This window comes from Desulfovibrio cuneatus DSM 11391, from assembly GCF_000430005.1.
GTDB classification, from domain to species: Bacteria; Desulfobacterota; Desulfovibrionia; order Desulfovibrionales; family Desulfovibrionaceae; genus Frigididesulfovibrio; species Frigididesulfovibrio cuneatus.
In genome coordinates this window covers 115484-132406 of record NZ_AUCY01000012.1, presented here as the reverse complement: position 1 = coordinate 132406, position 16923 = coordinate 115484, and the positions used below count along the sequence as shown (strand labels likewise).

The following is a 16923-nucleotide window of genomic DNA, read 5'->3' as shown; positions in this document are numbered from 1 at the left end:
AAGACGGCAGTCGCGAGCATAGCGAGCCGTGGAGCGAGGGCGGAGGGTGCGGGTGGCTTTGCCACCCCGCGCATCGCTACGAAGCCCGAGCGGAAATCAAGAAGACACGCGCAAGCACCCGGTGTTGTTATAAATCCACATGCCCTTGGGCGATGTTTTCCCCATCAGGGTCAAGCCAAAAGCCCGTGCATTTTCCACGGCAATACTGGTGGCGGCGGCGGTGGAAGCCAACACAGGAATGCGGGCACGGACCACTTTTTGAACAATTTCTGAAGCAATGCGCCCGGTGCTGAGAATCATGACAGCAGAGGTGTCGCGTTCTTCCAGCAGGCATTGCCCCACCAGGGTATCAATGGCATTGTGGCGGCCAATATCTTCACGGTACAGCAGCATTGTATCGTTGCTGCACAAGGAAGAATTGTGGCACCCACGGGTGATATGATACAGGTTTGCCCGCTCCTCAAGTTCACCGGAAAGGCGCATAATGGTTTCTGCTTCAAAGTAGTCCTTTGGGGCAGGGGGCAGGGGGGCCATGGTGGCTTTGGGCATTTGAAAAGTAGAGCCCAGGCCGGAAGTAACAGTACGTGTTGGCAAGGTCAGGCTGCGGTTCAGGCGCAGGCGTGCTTCCAGCCCTTCTTCACCATTATTGACAATGTCCAGGCCGTCTATGTCGGCAGCGCTTTCAATAACGCCGCAGGAAAAAAGGAACCCAACAGCCAGGTAGGCCGGGTATTTACCCGTGCAGGCAAGGCGTACAAAAGGAAGATCATTGATAAAGATGTGCAACGAGGTTTCGCGAATGGCAAAAATAGTGCGGCTCACAGGTTTCCCTGTGTACTCCACTATATGAATTTCTCTGCGGTCGTCGTGTGCTTCAGGTTCTTGTTGTGGAATTACAAGCATAGTGGCTCCGAAAAATGGTACGATTGGAATGATGCAGCATAAAGGAGAAAATATGAGCAGTAAAGATGCTATTGCCCCCATGGAAGCAACAATGGAAGATTCCCCTGAAGGGATCAGCCGGCGCGGGTTTATAAAAGGTTCTGCCTGCGTGCTCACAGGCATGGCTGCCTTGAAAGCTTCTGAGGCATTTGGTGCGGAAAAGCCGTGGTTTATTATTATGGAACGCGCTTCTGGCATGATTGTGGGGGACCCTTCCCTGTGTGTGGCCTGCCAGCGCTGTGAACTTGCCTGCACTGAATTTAATGACGGCAAGGCAGACCCTGGTCTTACCCGCATCAAAATTGGGCGCAACCTGCAATATGGCCCTGCCGGGGCCCTTGGCACAGAAAAGCTGGGGCTGTGGGGCAATTCCCTGGTGGTGCAAGACACATGCAGGCAGTGCCCCCACCCGGTGCCCTGCTCCACCGCATGCCCGCATAATGCCATTATTGCCCAGCCCGGCTCCGGCACCCGCGTGGTAGACGCGGAACGCTGCGTGGGCTGCCGCACCTGCCAAATGGCCTGCCCATGGGGCATGATGACGTTTAATGAAGACAAGGGCAAGGCAGACAAGTGCTTTTTGTGTAACGGCAAACCCAAGTGCGTTACCGCCTGCCCCTCCGGCGCGTTGCGCTATGTACCGTGGAGCGACCGAACAAAAACTTCCCCCCCGCGCGGTGCCTTTTTACTGCAAGTGCCGGAAAGCAAAGCCGCGGCCTGTGCCTCTTGCCACGTGGCAGCACCTGGCGGCCCGCGCAACCCACTGCAAAACCCGGTGCCGAACCCGTTGTTCACCCCGGCAAAGTAGAAACACGATGCTCTTTTTACCTTGGGGCGGGGTAACGGTAAACCAATGGTTGCCCAAAGCCCGGCAACTCTTTTCACAAGAGTATGCAACAAGTTGGAATGATAATTATGTGCCACACGCTTTGCGGCTTTCCGCCAAGCGTCCACCAAACATTTTCCCTATGAAAATGTTCTAGAATTTGCCACGCACTCTGCGCCCACCCGTAATGGGCACCATGGGCCGCAGCCCCGTTGGCAACCAAGCGAAGAGGAACTGCTATGGCTAATCAATATGGCGGATGGGCGGGTAAGGTTCTGCGCGTTAACCTTTCCACCCGGAAAATTACCTTGGAAGACACTGTGGAGCGCTACCTGGACGTACTGGGTGGCACGGGCATTGGCTACAAAGTACTGTGGGAAGAAGTGCCCGCACACGTACAACCCTTTGATGCCGAAAACAAACTTATTTTTGGCGTGGGGCCATTGGCAGGCACAGGGGTGCCTTGCAATGGCCGCACAGCTGTTACCACTATTTTCCCCACGGTTTCACCCATGCCCCTGGTGGGCAGCGGCCACATGGGGGGGCAGTTTGCAGCCCGCATGAAATATGCCGGGTTTGATGCCATTATTGTGGAAGGCAAGTCAGACAAGCCCGTATGGCTGCACGTGCATGACGGCATTGCAGAAATTAAAGATGCCTCCCACCTGTGGGGCCAGGGCATTGTGCGCACGGAATCCACCATTAGCCAGGAAATTGGGCAGGAAAGTGCCGTGGCTTCCATTGGTCAGGCAGGTGAAAACCAGGTGCCCATGGCCGTGGTTATTACCGGGCGTTCCCACTCCGCTGGCGGAATAGGGGGCATAATGGGCAGCAAAATGCTTAAAGCCATTGCCGTGCAAGGCAAAATGCCTGTTCGCATTGCAGCAGACAAGCAAAAATGGGAAAACCTCATCAACCTGCACCGCAGCCTGCTTGGGGCCAACAACCAGCATGTGGTGCCCAGCTTCCCCCACCCAAAAAGCGAATACTTCAACCCCGGTTCCCGCTGGGTGGGTGCCCCTGGCAAGCGCTGGGGGGCAGCAACCCCTGCCGTTACCCTTACGGACGACATCTATTCGCTCAACCGCATTTCATTCCGCACCAACAACGCCGCGTATTTTCTGGGAGACGAAACCTGGAAATATACGGTGCGCGGCAACGGCTGCCATAGCTGCCCCATTCGTTGCCACACGGTAATCAAAGACCCAGGCATTGCCGCCAAATACGGCATTCAGGAACTGGCCCAAAACACCTGCGTTGGCCTTATTTACGGGCGCAGCTTTTTCCCTTCCCTTGCCAAAGACAGGGGCACCCCAGGCCGTGAAGCCAGCTTTGTGGGCATGCACCTTGCAGACGATTTGGGCATTTGGTGCAACTACGGGCAGTTGCAGCGCGACTTTGTGCGCCTGCACAAGGAAGGCATTTTCAAGCAAAAGCTGGGGGCGGAAGAATATGCTTCCATTCCCTGGAAAAAATGTGATGACGGCGACCCCACCTTCCTGTTCGACATTCTTCCCCGCATTGCCAACAAGCAGGGCGAATTTGGTGAAGTGCTGGGCCTGGGCACTGGCCCCATGCTCAAGCGCTGGAACCTGGATGAAGAAAAATGGGGCGCAGACAAAGACACAGCCTACTGGAAAATGGGCCACCCCAAGCACCACGCCAATGAAGACGACGGCCAGTGTGGCGTGGTGATTAACACCCAGTACAACCGCGACGCCCAGTGCCATTCCCACTGCAACTTTGTGCGTAGCGGCCTGCCCATTCATGAGCAGAAAAAGCTGGCGGAAAAGAACTGGGGCTCTGCCGACGCCGTAGACGCTGTGGGCGAATACACCCCCACCAACATCTACAAAATGCGCCGGGCCAAGTGGGCAATTATCCGCAAAGAACTGCACGACAGCCTTTCCATTTGTAACTGGATGGGACCGTGGATTGCCTCGCCCCTGAAAGAGCGCGGTTATGCCGGGGACGACACCCTGGAATCGCAACTCTTTTCCCTGGCCACCGGGCACACCCTTTCCAGAGACGAGCTGGACAAGGTGGGCGAGCGTATTTTCACCCTGCACCGCGCCCTGACCATACGGGGCATGAACCAGGTGAACATGCGTAAAGAACACGACCAAAGCCCTGAATGGATTTTCAAAGACGCTAAGGACAAGCCAGCCTTCAGCAAGGGCACCATCCGCATGGACAAGGCAGATATCGAAAAGAGCCTTGACCTGTTTTATGAAGTGATGGGCTGGGACAAAACCACAGGCGCCCCCACAGCACAGGCCTATAAGCAGCTTGGGCTTGGGTATGTGGCAGATGAACTGGCAAAAGGCGGGTTGTTGCCCAAATGAGTGAGCCGGAAGTGATTACCCCTGCCCAGGCCCTGCAAGGTCTTGGGCAGGAAATGCAACACCAGGGGCTGGCTGTGCTGGCTGAACTTATTGGCCAGTGCAACACCCAAGAAGAGTTGCCAAATAAAGAAACACTGCGGGGGCTTTTTGCCCGGCGGCTGGAAAACCTGCTGGAAGAAGCCCTGGCATTTCAAGAGGACGGAGGGGCAGTGCCCACAGGGGCAGCCCCCCTGAAACACTCTGCGGGAGAGGCTGAGAAGCAGGCTGGGGAACAGGCTGGCCCTTTTGCAGCAGTCGCTGGCACGGCACCTAAGGCCAACGGCCCCATGCAGGAACAGGAAACACCAGACATCACCCTGACCACCCATGAAGGGGAAGGCCCCTCTGCCCCCCTGCCTGGGGAAGCGGCTTCCCGCACTGAGGCTGGCAAAAAATCGGCAAAAGCGCAGATCAGCCGCAGGGAACTGCTGGCGAACCTTGTGGGACGCCCTGCCAAAGCAGAAGCAAAAGCCCCAGTTGCCCCCCCTGCTCCTGCGGTGCAGGAAGCTAACGCCGCCGCAGGCAAAGCCGCTGTGGCTGCACTACTGGCGGCATTCGATGCCTTGCTGGACATATTGGTAACCACCAACCCGGCCATAGCCACCTGCACCACGGCAGAAGGAATCACCGTATATTATATCCGCACAGAAATGAGCGATGTCTATGCAGGTATTCTGGCAGGCAAAGGGAACCCCCCGGCCCTGCTGGCCAATGTGGTACGGGAAAATTCCCAGGTGTACCCACGCCCGGTGCCCCTGGACCTGTTTGAATACCCGCCCTTCGACTTCACCCCCGAAGTGGTGCAGGAATGCTTGCAAAAGCTGGCTGCAACCCCGGAATGGGCAGACATTCGGTTTGTGGAAAGTGCTGTGGGCACAGTGTACCTGTATTCCACCCAGTACCTGGACCATGACCACGCCGAATTTCTGGCAGAGCGGGCAGATACCGGACTCATCATGAACCCGTAAAAGACTGGGGCGCAGCAACTACGCTACGCTTCTTGTTTTTTCCGCACCCTTACAAACACCCTTACAGGCAAGCTTGTAAGGGTGTTTGTAATTTCATGGGAACCAATGCAAAAACAATTCTGTACAGAATGATACAACGCACTACGAAAAATTCTGCACATACCATTATGTCATAGAGACAGAAACGTCATGCTTTGCGGCCGGTTACCTTGCCTCTGCATAACAATTTCACGTTGAAGTTACTTTACCCCTAGCCAAAGAGATTAAGTTTCCTGTATACTAGTCGATACGGAATAATGACAGGGCTACGAACCTTAATGTATGCCATTTCTTTTTGTGGCTTTTGGTTCGTGTTTTGCATGCTGCATTGCACAGGAAGAAAGGTCCTATGCAACCAAGGCCTAGAATGCTCACATAGCCGGCCCTTAATTAAGACTATTTTGCAATAATCTTTCTTTGCCAGGCTTGCCAAGAATAATGCGCAATGGGGTTGTGTTGCATGTTGTGTACAGAAGCCCAAAACAAAACGTAAGGTGATTACCATGACTACAAAGTACAAAATTGGAACAGGGTTTTGCATCATGATCCTGATTTCCATTACGGTGGCCTTTATTGGGCACCGGGGCTTAACCACTGCCACACATGAATTTCAGGAATACAGAAGGTTGGCGCGCCTGAATACGGCCACAAGCGACCTCGTCTCTTCCATGAACGCCCTGTCTTCCAATATGTTCCAATACTTTGACAGTTATTCGCCTGAATTGCTTACCAGGGCAGACCAAAGCATGCGAAGTATCACCCAGAAGCTTGCTGACATCAAGTCTCTATCACAGCCTGGGGACTCCATGGGCGCGTTTAACACCCTGCAAAATGACTTGGGTTCGGTGGCCACATTGCCTGCGGCCATAAGCGACTCCATCAAAGAAGCCCACGCATTCTATGCAAACACGTTTTTGCCCAGCGTTGCCACACTGGTTGAAAGTTTGAACGGCATTCAATACCAGGCCCTTTCTGTGAACAATGCAGAAGCACTTGCTTCTATTTCCAACGTGTGGGACGACTTTTCCCGCGTGCGCGCCACAGCCGGGGTTTTTTCCGAAACAAGAAACGCTGAAAGTGCGACCCAACTGACAAAAGAGCTCCAGGCAACCCATACCCGCCTTGAAAGCCTGGGGGCCACCCTGCACACCACCGAGGGCTTGAAAAATTTTGCCAAAGCCCAAGAAGCGTTTACCAAACTCAATAACGCCTTCAAAGCCATGAATGAACGGTATGCCCGGGTAAACAGCCAGTTAGAGCGCCTGCTCGCCTTTTTGAACAGCAACGCCAGCGCCCTGGACAAAGTTAACATTACGGCAGATGAAACAGCCCTCAAGGGTGCCCGAGCGTTTCAGGAAGCCAACAGTGCCTCCCAGCAGCGCATGGTTCTTGTCAGCGCCTGTGGCATTTTGCTGGGCATTGCATTTGCCCTGTACATCAGCTTTGGTCTTATTCGGGTGCTGCGTGAACTGCACGGCTTTGCAGAAGCCGTTTCACGCGGTAACTTTACCTTTGCCATTTCCGTGCGGGAAAAAGGGGAAATTGGAGAAACAGTTACGGCAATGCGGCAAATTCCTGTTGTTCTGCAACGACTTATTACTGAAGCCAAACAACTTTCCAACAAAATTCTTGCAGGGCAATTCCGTGAACGCATTTCCACTGAAGGCCTGCCCGGCACATTTGCAGAACTTGGGGCAACCGTAAACGATGTCAGCAACGCCTACACCGCCGTGCTGGACGCCGTGCCTGCCCCCCTAATGACCTGCAACAAATTAATGAACATTGAATTTTTGAATACCGCTGCCCAAGGGGCCGTTGGCGGGAACAAAATTAACATCCAGTGCGCCTCCTGCATGAACGCAGACGCCTGCAATTCAGACAAATGCCTGGGCAAAAATGCCATGGCCAAAAAAGGCAGCTACACGGGCGAAACCATTGTTAACCCGCAAGGCACGCAGGCAGACGTTTCCGTAACAGCAACACCGCTTAAGGACACTTCCGGCGAAATTGTCGGCTTCCTTGAAATTATTACCGACCTCACAGACATCAAAAGCCAGCAAAAAACCATGCTGGCTGTGGCCAGGGACGCAAGTGAAGTGGCAAGCCGGGTGGCGGCTGCTTCGGAAGAGCTTTCCTCGCAGGTGGAACTGATTACCCGCGGGGCGGAATTACAACGCTCGCGGGTGGAATCCACCGCCACAGCCATGGCAGAAATGAATGTTACCGTGCTTGAAGTGGCCCGCAACGCAGGTGAGGCTGCCCAGCAAAGTGACCAGACACAGCAAAAAGCGGTGAACGGCGAAATCCTGGTGGAAAAAGCGGTAGAATCCATCAATGCCGTAAACAAGCTGGCAGAAGTATTGCAAGAAGACATGCAAAAGCTGGGCTCCCTTGCTTCAAACATTGACGGTGTTGTTCTGGTAATTTCCGACATAGCCGACCAAACCAACCTGCTGGCCCTGAACGCCGCTATTGAAGCCGCACGGGCAGGGGAAGCGGGCCGCGGGTTTGCCGTGGTAGCCGATGAAGTGCGCAAGCTGGCAGAAAAAACAATGAACGCAACCCAGGAAGTCAGTGGCAGCATTCATGCCATTCAGCAATCGGCCAGGGTTAGCATTGAGGAAGTACAAGAGGTCGTAAACACTATTCGCAGCGCCACAGAATACACCAACGCTTCGGGTGACGCCCTGCGCGAAATTGTGTCCATTGCCTCCGCCAGCTCTGCCATTGTTTCTTCCATTGCCACAGCGGCAGAACAGCAAAGCGCCACTTCCGAAGAAATTAACCACGCCATTGATGAAATTAGCAGCATAGCAGTGGAAACAAGTGATGGTATGCTCCAGTCCAGCCAGGCCGTGCAAGACCTGGCCCGCACTGCCCAGGAGCTGGACACCGTTATGGAACGCTTAAAAGGATAACCTTTTTCAGCCAGCGCCATTTCTGGCAACCAAAAAACAGCAGGAACACCAACGGGCAGTTCCTGCTGTTTTTATATGGTGCACTGTTTTTGCTGGAACATGCACCACGTTGCGGTGGGGTCACGTTGTTCCCCCGTCCAATTCCGCTGTTCTGCTGCATTCTTATGGCAAGGGCTTTTAGAAAAAATCCTTGCAGAGCAATTAGCTCATCCCATTCATTAATTGCCTTAACGCTGTTGCCCCCTGAACCAAGGTACACTTATACAATACACTGTAATAGTAGAACAACAAGTATCTGAGCTAATAATGCAGCCACCTACACACCCATCCCTTTTACGCAAAAGTAACCACCACACTCCCAGTAAAAATACACAGAACCTATTGCACCCGTAGTAGAAACAGTTTACACAAAGGAATCCTATAAAGAAATGTCCTTAGCGGACGATAGGGATAGTGATACAGGCAACAGTTTTTTACAAGAGGAACTGTATTGCTGGAAATAGCCGCCAGGATATTCACCCCCTATGAACACGGCAAAGTGACCCCCTGTATCATTCTGCTCAAGCATAACTCCTTGACCAGCAAACATGACACATTGAGTGTTTTTGGCAAGAGAACCATAGCGTAGGAAGGAACGAAAATGACCACAAAGTACAAAATTGCCATTGGCTTTTGCCTCATGATTCTTATCGCCATAACAGTGGCTTTTATCGGCAACCGGGGCATTACCACAGCCACCCATGAATTTGCAGAATACAGAAGGCTTGCCCGGTTCAACACCGTAGCCAGTGACCTGTTAACAGAACTCAATGCCCTTTCTGGCAATACAGTGCAGTTCCTGTCCTCGCGTTCTCCCCAGTTTATCAACAAAGCGGAAGAAAATTTTGCCAACATCGCCAAACAGTTGGAGTTTGCCTCTTCTCTTTCTCAACAGGAAAGCAACAGGGCCTCCATTGCCCGTGAAAAAGAAGATTTGAACAAGGCACGCAGCCTGCCTGCGGCCATAAGGGAAACCCTGCTTGCTGGCCATGGTGCCTATACAAACCAGTTTTTGCTCCACGCGAAAGAAATGGCAAACCACCTGCACGCCCTGCGTAACCAGGGTGCTGCTTCCAATAATGATGCAGCCCTGGCCAATCTTTCAGATGTATGGGAGGAATTTTGCATTCTTCGTGGCTCTGCGGGAATTTATTCTGAATCTCGAAATGTAGAAGATGGTGGCAGAGTAAAAGAATCGCTCCTTCGTACAGGCAACTTACTTGCGACCCTGGAAAAAACCCTGCAGCAACAAGCAGAAAAGAATACATTTGCCATTGTCCAGGCGGAATTTGCCAAGGTTACACAAGGCATCCAAACCATGGAAAGGCAGTTTGCTGCTGTTGCCACATCGGTGCAGGCCATGACAGCCTTTCTTACCTCTGCTACAGAAGAACTGATAAAGCTCAATACCCAGCGCGATGCAGCCGCCATTGCCGGGGCCAAGAATTTTGAACAAAGCAATGCTTCTGCCCAGCAACTTATGCTTGCGGTAAGCGCCAGCGCCATTTTGGTGGGCATTGGCTTTGCCTTATACATTGTTCTTGGGCTGGTGCGCGTTTTGAACAATGTGGGCACATTTGCCAACGCCGTGGCCAATGGCAACTTCAATTCCCCCATTCCCGTGCGGGAAAAAGGGGAAATTGGCACCATGGTGGGGGCTCTTAAACAAATCCCCGAAGTATTACAAAAGCTTATGGCAGAAACCACTGGCATGACAGAAAAGGTCATGGCGGGTTCCTTCATGCACAGAAGCAACGCAGAGGCCTTTCCTGGGGTGTTTGGCGACTTAAGCCGCTCTGTAAACGCTGTGGCACAATCGTACACCACAGTTCTGCATAACTTGCCAAACCCCATTGTGACCTGCGGTGTTGATTTCAAATTGAAATACCAGAACCTGAAAGCCCAGGAAATGCTGGGAGGCAACAAAATAGGCCAAGAGTGCAGTTCCTGCTTCCAGGCAGAGGCTTGCAACACCCAAAACTGCTTTGGCAAGGCAACCCTGGCAAGCAAAGCCTCCAATGCTGGCGAAACCATTGTACACCCCAAGCCTGGGGTAGACCAGGATATAGCCGTAACAGCAAGCCCCTTGCACAACACCCAGGGTGAAGTTGTGGGCTTTTTGGAAATGGTCACCGACCTGACAGAAATAAAACGCCGGGAACGCACCATGCATGCTGTGGCCCAGGCTGCCGCGGAAGTGGCCAACCGCGTAAGCGAGGCCACAGACAAACTTTCCCACCAGGTGGAGCAGATTTCCCATGGGGCAGAATTGCAGCGCTCCAGGGTGGAATCCACAGCAACCGCTATGGCCCAAATGAATGACACAGTGCTGGAAGTAGCCCGCAGTGCAGGCGAGGCAGCCCAGCAAAGCGAAGAAACCCAAAAAAAAGCTGTGAGCGGCGAACAACTGGTGGAAAAGGCTGTTACTTCCATCAATGCCGTGAACAACATGGCGGCTGTGCTGCAACAGGACATGGAAAAACTGGGCACCCTGGCCACAAACATTGACGGCGTTATTTTGGTTATTTCCGATATTGCAGACCAAACCAACCTGCTGGCCCTGAACGCCGCCATTGAAGCAGCACGGGCAGGGGAAGCCGGGCGCGGCTTTGCCGTGGTTGCCGATGAAGTGCGTAAACTGGCGGAAAAAACCATGAACGCTACCCAGGAAGTCAGCGGCAGCATCCATGCCATTCAGCAGTCTGCACGGGTTAGCATTGATGGTGTGCACGAAGTGGTAAACACCATTCAAGGTGCCACGGAATACACCAATGCCTCTGGCGACGCCCTGCGCCAAATTGTCCAGATTGCTTCTTCCAGCTCGTCCATTGTTTCTGCAATTGCCACTGCGGCAGAAGAACAAAGCGCCACTTCAGAAGAAATTAACAGGGCTATTGAAGAAATCAGCAGTATTGTGGGTGAAACAACCAACGGCATGCTGGAGTCAAGCCAGGCCGTGCAGGAACTTGCCCACACTGCCCAGGAACTAGATGCGGTAATGGAGCAGCTGAAGTAGACAAAACCGTTATCACCTAAAAAACACATTCTACGCATAACAAACACCACCCAAAGGTTATTGGCCTTGGGGTGGTGTTTGTTATGCAGCAGGGTGTGTTGCCTTTGCAGCGGATACATGCTTGCGCCTATGCCAGAGCATTGTAACAGTGAAAAGGCTCTAGCGCTTTCCTTTCATGGCATCAGGGAACAATTCCCCGGCCATTTCCCGCAATTTATATTTTTGAATTTTACCGCTGGCTGTCATGGGGAATGCTTCCACCAGGGCCACGTGGCGTGGCACTTTATGCCAGGCAATTTTCCCGCGGCAGAACTTCCGCACATCATCCGGCCCAATGCTGGCACCGGGCTGAAGAATGATGAACGCGCCCACTTCTTCGCCATACACTCGGCTGGGCACCCCCACCACCTGTACGTCGAACACGCCGGGCATGGAAGAAAGAAATTCTTCAATTTCCCGCGGGTACACGTTTTCCCCACCGCGAATAATCATGTCTTTTATGCGCCCGGTAATAACCACATAACCTTCTTCATCCATGGTGCCCAGGTCGCCAGAATGCAGCCACCCATCCGGGGTAACAGCGGCGGCGGTGGCTTCCGGCATGTTCAGGTAACCTTGCATCACGTTATAGCCCCGGCACACAATTTCGCCGGGGGTGCCGCGCGGGGCTTCTTCCAGGGTGCCGGGAAGAACCACTTTGGCCTCAATGCCGGGCAGAACGCGGCCCACGGTGCCTACCCGGCGGTGGAATTCTTCATGGGCGTGGGTCATGGTAATGCCGGGGGAAGCTTCAGTGAGGCCGTAGGTAATGGTCACTTCGCGCATGTTCAGGGTTTCCACCACCCGGCGCATGAGGGGTTCCGGGCACACCGAACCTGCCATAATGCCCGTGCGCAGGGAGGAAACGTCGTATTTGGGGAAGGAGCGATGCTCCAGCACGGAAAGAAACATGGTGGGTACGCCATACAGGGCGGTGCAGCGCTCCGCTTCCACAGCAGTAAGCACCTGCACGGGGTTAAATGTTTCAAGAATAACCATGGTTACGCCGTGGTTGACCGCTGCCATTACCCCCAGCACGCAGCCAAAGCAGTGGAACAAGGGCACAGGAATGCACAGCCTGTCTGCAGGGGAAAAGCGCTGCATAAGGCCAATCCAGTACCCGTTGTTCACAATGTTGATGTGTGAAAGCATCACCCCTTTGGGAAAGCCTGTGGTGCCGGAAGTGTACTGCATGTTCACTACATCAGTAGGTTTTACGGCCTGCTGGCGGGCAAGGTAGTCGGCCTGTGGAATGGCTGCGCCTGCTGCCATGACCTCGGAAAGGCCCAGCATGCCCTGGTGGGGGTCTTCCCCCAAAAAGATAACGCGCTTGAGGTGGGGGAACGTTTTGCTCTGCACGTTCCCTGGCTGGCTGGTAGTCAACTCCGGCACCACAGCCCCCAGGGTTTGCACAAAGCCGTGGTCACGGTTGCCTTCAATCACAAACAGGTTTTCGCACTGGGAATGCTGCAACAGGTATTCCAGTTCGTGTTCCCGGTAGCTGGTGTTTACGGTAAGCAGCACAGCCCCAATGCGGGCAGCGGCAAACATGGTGGTTACCCAGTGGGGCACGTTGGTAGCCCAAATGGCTATTTTTTCACCGGGTTCAACGCCAAGGGCCATAAGCCCTTTGGCCAGGTCGTCTACGGCGGTGCCAAATTCGGCCCAGGTTTGGCGCACGTTGCGGTCAACATAGACAATGGCATCAGCATTGGGGTGGGCGGCAATGGTGGCGTCTAGCAATTGGCCCAAGGTGTGCTTACGCAGGGTAAAAGGCTCTTGGTTCATAGGTAGTTCCATACGAGTAGGTAGAATATAATCGGGTGCCCTGAAGCGGGCGTGTTGTGCTTCACTTGAATGGCTTTGCAGCCGTTTTTTTGAACAGTAGCTACTGAACCTTATGCAGGCAACCCCTTGGGAAGGCCTTGGGCAGATAAAAAATTGCCTAAAGTGAATAATTATGGATAGTTACTTTTTTACACTATGATATGCAAACCATTACAAAAACCTTGGCATTTGGTAAATAAAATCAATTGGCGTTTGCTAAAATTAAAACTTGGAATTTGCTGCGCCGTGGTGTAGTGTGCCCACACTCTTTACAACTGTGAACCCGGTGCCTGCATGGCCGTTGTGTGCAGTTTTTGTTTTCCCCAGCACCGTCTTGTGGCGGTGCTGCTCTCTTTCCTTCCAGCCCTCCTGTGTTTATTGGCCTGCCGGCGGCATAATGCCGGTATACCCAGTGAAGCCTTCGTGTGAAGTCTTCTGCTGGGTGTGTTTGTGGCATACACGCTCCATTGGGGGTGTTCTACCAATTCTGCGGGAGTACTGTCAGAATTGGTAGAGTAGAGTCTGTGCAAGCAGACAACCAAAACCGAAGGTTTTGGAGAAGCAAGGCGGCTCTCCAAGGAAAACGTAGTGTTCCCTTGGAATTGGAATAAGTGCCTGTGTAAGGCCAAAACCCTGCTGAGAAAAACAATCATGACGGAACAGGAAAAAATTGCGCTGAAAGCAAAAGTGCGCTCGGAAATTGAACGCATCACCCGTGATGTGGCGCACCTTGAAGAGATTACCCGCCCCGTAAAGGCCGAAGACATGGACGAAATTACCCGCATGGATGCGCTGATCAATAAAAGTGTGAACGATGCCGCCCTGGCGGCTTCACGTTCACGCCTTGCGGGGTTGGGGTATGCCCTGAAACGTCTAGAGGATGATGACCCTGAATTTGGTTTTTGCCTTGAATGCGGGGAAGTCATTCCCATGCCGCGCTTAATGGCAATGCCGGAAGCTTCGCACTGCGTGGATTGTGCCGGGAGGTAACCCCATGAACCTGAATGTATACAGCAACCGCCGTGAATCCTTGCGCCGTGAAATGCACCGCAAAGGGTTTGATGCGCTGGTGGTGTCACTGGATGCGAACCGCTATTATTTGAGCGGATTTGAATTACACGACCCGCAAATGAACGAAAGTTCCGGGCGGCTTGTTATTCGGGCCAACGGTGAAGACTGGCTGTGTACAGATGCACGGTTCATGGACGCTGCCAAGCGTTTGTGGAATGAAGAACATATCCTTATTTACCGTTCTGCCGCAAACGACATAAACGCCCTGCTGCGCAGCTTTGCCCCCGGCAAGGTAGGCTTTGAGGCAGAAGTGCTCACCGTAGGGTTTTTCCGTTCCTTAAGCGAGGGCCTGACCTGCCAACCGGCAGACGGCCTTGTGGAAGCCTTGCGGGTTATTAAGGATAAAGAGGAAATTGCCCGCATGCAGCGCTCCTGCGCCCTGAACCATGCCCTGATGCAATGGGTGCCTTCCGTGCTGGTGCCGGGCCGCACCGAAGCCCAGGTGGATTGGGACATCACCCAGTTTTTCCGCAACAATGGGGCACAGGAAAATGCCTTTGCCGGCATTGTGGCAGTGGATGATAACGCTGCCCTGCCCCATGCGGTGCCAAGGGATCGGCAAATTACCGATAACTGCGCCGTACTGGTGGACGTGGGCTGCCGTATGGACGACTATTGTTCCGACCAGACCCGTACCTTCTGGGTGGGGGAAAAGCCAGCTCCCTGGTTCCTGCAATACCGCGAGCTGGTGCAAGAAGCCCAGCAGAGGGCCATTGCCACCATTCGCCCCGGCGTAACGGCAGCCAGTGTGTATGGCGCGGCTCGCAGCTACCTGGACAATAGCGGCCTTGGGCACTTGTTCACCCACGGGCTTGGGCACGGCGTGGGCCTGCAAACCCATGAAGCCCCCAGCCTGAACCCGCGCAGCGAAACAGTGCTGCACCCCGGCATGGTCATTACCGTGGAGCCCGGCCTGTACCTGGGCGGCCAGGGCGGCTTGCGCTGGGAGTATATGGTGCTGGTGACCGACGACGGGCACCGAGTGTTATAGGGAAACGTTGATTTATTTCCGTTTGGCTGCGTTACCTTTTTTCGCTTGTGCGTCGGGAAGATGTATGGGCAGCGAAGCCGCCGAAGCATATTCCCCGCCGTAGGAGCGGAAAGAAAGGAGCTAACCATGAACCCCACCACCACCATAGTGCTTGCCACCCACAACCAGGGTAAAGTGCGCGAATTTACGGAATTGTTGCGTCCCTTCGGGCTGGAAGTGCTGAGCATGGACGCCTTCCCCCATGTGCCGGAAGTGGATGAAACAGGCATCACCTTTGAAGAGAATGCCCTGCTGAAAGCCACAGAAGTAAGCCGTGCCACAGGCCTTGTGGCCCTTGCCGACGATTCTGGCCTTGAGGTGGACTACCTCAACAACGAGCCAGGGGTGTATTCTGCCCGTTACAGCGCCACGCCCGAACACAAGGCAACGGATGCTGGCAACGTACAGCTTGTGTTGCAAAAACTTGCCGGGGTTCCTGCGGAAAAACGCGGGGGGCGCTTTCAGTGCTGCATGGCAGCCGCCACGCCGCAGGGGGCAACCATGGTGGCCCGTGGCACCTGGGCAGGCCGCCTGGGTGAAGCCCCGGTGGGGGAAAACGGCTTTGGCTATGACCCCATATTCATCATTGACCTGGAGTCTGGCAAAACCGCTGCAGAACTGAGCCGGGAAGCGAAGAATGCCATAAGCCACCGGGCGCGGGCTGTGCACAATCTATTGGAATTGTGGCCCGGCTTCTGGCAGGCATGGCTAGCAGGAAAACGCTGATTTATTCAGCACACGTTAACGGCTGTTTTCTGCTGGACTCTTGCCTTATTTTGGCGTATTTATTTTAAGTTTCCCATGAATGCAGAAAAATTACCTCCCTCAGGAACGGCACAGCCCGTTCTGCCCCAAGCAAACCGCTGCCCTGTGCCCCAACAGGACGGTGTACTTGTACTGTGCAAGCCCAAGGGAATTACTTCTGCGGCCTGTATTGGAAAAGTAAAGTGGGCCTTCGGGCAGAAAAAAATAGGGCATGCCGGCACCCTGGACCCCATGGCCACAGGGGTATTGCTTGTACTTTTGGGGCAAGCCACTAAAATTTCCGGGCACCTTATGGAGCAGGGGGAAAAGACCTATTCCGGTCTTATTCGCCTTGGCGTAGTGACCGATACCTGGGACGCTGAAGGCGCGGTGGTGGAAGAACACCCCGTGGTGGGCGTTACCCAGGAAACAGTGCAGGAAGCCATGCAAGAACTTGTGGGCACCTATGCACAGGAAGTTCCGGCGTATTCCGCTGCCAAACACCAGGGCAAACCCCTGTATGAACTGGCGCGCAAAGGGTTGGAAACTCCCATAAAAAAGAAAGAAATTACTGTTTTTCGCGGCGAGGCTGAATTGGTTGGCCCGTCGCTTGTCCGCTTCCGCGCAACGTGCAGTTCTGGCACCTACATACGCTCCCTGGCCCACAGCTTGGGGAAGCGCTTAGGGTGCGGCGCCATGCTTGAAGAACTCACGCGGGAGTACAGCCACCCCTTCGGCCTTGACAAAGCGCATCATTTAGAAGCGCTGCTGGGCAATGCCGAAGCATTCACCGCCTCCATTTTGGGCATTGCCGAAGCATTGCCCGGCAGGCACAAGGTGTGTGTGGCAGGGGAAGAAGCAGCCCGTGTAAAAAACGGTATGCCCCTTGCTTACAACGCCGCTGTTTCCGGGCCATTTCAGCCCGGCAGGCAGGCCCTGCTTATGAATGGAGAAACCCCCCTTGCCCTTGTGGAAGCAGCCATGCTGCAAAACAACGAGGCATGGGCCGTGGTGCGGGGGCTTTGGACACTCTAAGCCAGGGGCCTAATAAGCCTTTGGCAACACACACCCGGTGCCATG

The 16923-nt window shown here is 54.0% G+C and carries 11 protein-coding genes; 9 read left to right on the top strand and 2 right to left on the bottom strand.

Features of this window, described 5'->3' with window-relative positions:
* Positions 1–96: 96 nt before the first annotated feature.
* The gene (locus tag G497_RS0102775) at positions 97–903 is read right to left on the bottom strand and encodes a formate dehydrogenase accessory sulfurtransferase FdhD (protein ID WP_051257762.1); all 807 of its coding nucleotides are present in this window, start codon (positions 901–903) and stop codon (positions 97–99) included.
* A gap of 52 nt (positions 904–955) precedes the next feature.
* Between G497_RS0102775 and G497_RS16385 the strand changes: the two genes are divergently transcribed.
* The 5 genes from G497_RS16385 (at position 956) to G497_RS18860 (ending at position 11132) form a co-directional block, all read left to right on the top strand.
* Entirely contained in the window at positions 956–1750 is a 795-nt protein-coding gene (locus G497_RS16385) for a 4Fe-4S dicluster domain-containing protein (protein ID WP_211228734.1), read from the top strand.
* 257 nt (positions 1751–2007) lie between these two features.
* Positions 2008–4113 (top strand): aldehyde ferredoxin oxidoreductase, encoded by a 2106-nt coding sequence (locus G497_RS0102765; RefSeq protein ID WP_027187004.1) that lies wholly within the window; start codon positions 2008–2010, stop codon positions 4111–4113.
* Positions 4110–5120, top strand: a complete 1011-nt coding sequence (locus G497_RS18870; RefSeq protein ID WP_051257760.1) for a YdhW C-terminal domain-containing protein — start codon at positions 4110–4112, stop codon at positions 5118–5120. Before G497_RS0102765 ends, G497_RS18870 begins: the two co-directional genes overlap by 4 nt.
* A 542-nt stretch (positions 5121–5662) precedes the next feature.
* Entirely contained in the window at positions 5663–8077 is a 2415-nt protein-coding gene (locus tag G497_RS18865) for a methyl-accepting chemotaxis protein (RefSeq protein ID WP_051257759.1), read from the top strand.
* Positions 8078–8717: 640 nt separating this feature from the next.
* Positions 8718–11132, top strand: a complete 2415-nt coding sequence (locus G497_RS18860; RefSeq protein ID WP_051257758.1) for a methyl-accepting chemotaxis protein — start codon at positions 8718–8720, stop codon at positions 11130–11132.
* Between the two features lie 159 nt (positions 11133–11291).
* On the opposite strand, the gene G497_RS0102735 is transcribed toward G497_RS18860, so the two are convergent.
* The gene (locus G497_RS0102735) at positions 11292–12959 is read right to left on the bottom strand and encodes an AMP-binding protein (RefSeq protein ID WP_034636275.1); all 1668 of its coding nucleotides are present in this window, start codon (positions 12957–12959) and stop codon (positions 11292–11294) included.
* A gap of 627 nt (positions 12960–13586) precedes the next feature.
* Here G497_RS0102735 and G497_RS0102725 point away from each other — a divergent pair.
* The 4 genes from G497_RS0102725 (at position 13587) to truB (ending at position 16878) form a co-directional block, all read left to right on the top strand.
* The gene (locus tag G497_RS0102725; protein WP_245576336.1) at positions 13587–13988 is read left to right on the top strand and encodes a TraR/DksA family transcriptional regulator; all 402 of its coding nucleotides are present in this window, start codon (positions 13587–13589) and stop codon (positions 13986–13988) included.
* A gap of 4 nt (positions 13989–13992) precedes the next feature.
* Positions 13993–15060, top strand: coding sequence for a M24 family metallopeptidase (locus tag G497_RS0102720; RefSeq protein ID WP_027187000.1), 1068 nt, complete (start codon positions 13993–13995; stop codon positions 15058–15060).
* A 126-nt stretch (positions 15061–15186) separates the two neighbouring features.
* A complete protein-coding gene (locus G497_RS0102715; RefSeq protein ID WP_027186999.1) occupies positions 15187–15825 on the top strand; it encodes an XTP/dITP diphosphatase in 639 nt (212 codons plus the stop codon).
* Between the two features lie 144 nt (positions 15826–15969).
* Positions 15970–16878, top strand: a complete 909-nt coding sequence (truB, locus tag G497_RS0102710; RefSeq protein WP_027186998.1) for a tRNA pseudouridine(55) synthase TruB — start codon at positions 15970–15972, stop codon at positions 16876–16878.
* Positions 16879–16923: the final 45 nt, after the last annotated feature.

Excerpts from the sequence above, each read along its gene's own strand:
- G497_RS18860 (WP_051257758.1), top strand. The coding sequence starts at position 8,718 with ATGACCACAAAGTACAAAATTGCCATTGGCTTTTGCCTCATGATTCTT.
- G497_RS0102735 (WP_034636275.1), bottom strand. The coding sequence starts at position 12,959 with ATGAACCAAGAGCCTTTTACCCTGCGTAAGCACACCTTGGGCCAATTG.
- G497_RS0102720 (WP_027187000.1), top strand. The coding sequence starts at position 13,993 with ATGAACCTGAATGTATACAGCAACCGCCGTGAATCCTTGCGCCGTGAA.
- G497_RS16385 (WP_211228734.1), top strand. The coding sequence starts at position 956 with ATGAGCAGTAAAGATGCTATTGCCCCCATGGAAGCAACAATGGAAGAT.
- G497_RS18870 (WP_051257760.1), top strand. The coding sequence starts at position 4,110 with ATGAGTGAGCCGGAAGTGATTACCCCTGCCCAGGCCCTGCAAGGTCTT.
- G497_RS18865 (WP_051257759.1), top strand. The coding sequence starts at position 5,663 with ATGACTACAAAGTACAAAATTGGAACAGGGTTTTGCATCATGATCCTG.
- G497_RS0102765 (WP_027187004.1), top strand. The coding sequence starts at position 2,008 with ATGGCTAATCAATATGGCGGATGGGCGGGTAAGGTTCTGCGCGTTAAC.
- G497_RS0102715 (WP_027186999.1), top strand. The coding sequence starts at position 15,187 with ATGAACCCCACCACCACCATAGTGCTTGCCACCCACAACCAGGGTAAA.
- G497_RS0102775 (WP_051257762.1), bottom strand. The coding sequence starts at position 903 with ATGCTTGTAATTCCACAACAAGAACCTGAAGCACACGACGACCGCAGA.